The sequence below is a fragment of the Iodobacter violaceini genome (genome assembly GCF_011601265.1).
Classification (GTDB): domain Bacteria; phylum Pseudomonadota; class Gammaproteobacteria; order Burkholderiales; family Chitinibacteraceae; genus Iodobacter; species Iodobacter violaceini.
On the sequence record NZ_JAAOLX010000048.1, the window covers coordinates 1 to 276 of the forward strand.

Here is a 276-nt window from a genome sequence, read left to right on the forward strand (position 1 = left end):
CATCGGCGGATTTAACGGTGAAGGTTTCGGTCTTCACATCGCCGTCTTTTAAGGCCTGAACAACTGGATCGTTATTGTTCAGCGTGTAAGTCCACTTACCATCCGTGCCAATGCTGAACTTACCGTAAGTACCGTTGGTTTCAGTCTGGGCCTGGAAGCTGGATTGACCGGCGTCTTTGTCGTTAACCAGTAAGGTGCCGCTGGTAGTCAGCGTTGTATCTTCTTTGACCTGCCCTGCGTCATCGCCTGGCTTATTCGGTGTGATCACTGCCGCAT

Annotated in this window: 1 protein-coding gene; it reads right to left on the reverse strand. The window is 51.4% G+C overall.

Going from position 1 to position 276, the window contains the following annotated elements; translation table 11 throughout:
• Window positions 1-276 (reverse strand): VCBS domain-containing protein (locus tag HA050_RS21795; RefSeq protein ID WP_205836571.1); only part of this gene is annotated, 276 nt, incomplete at both ends.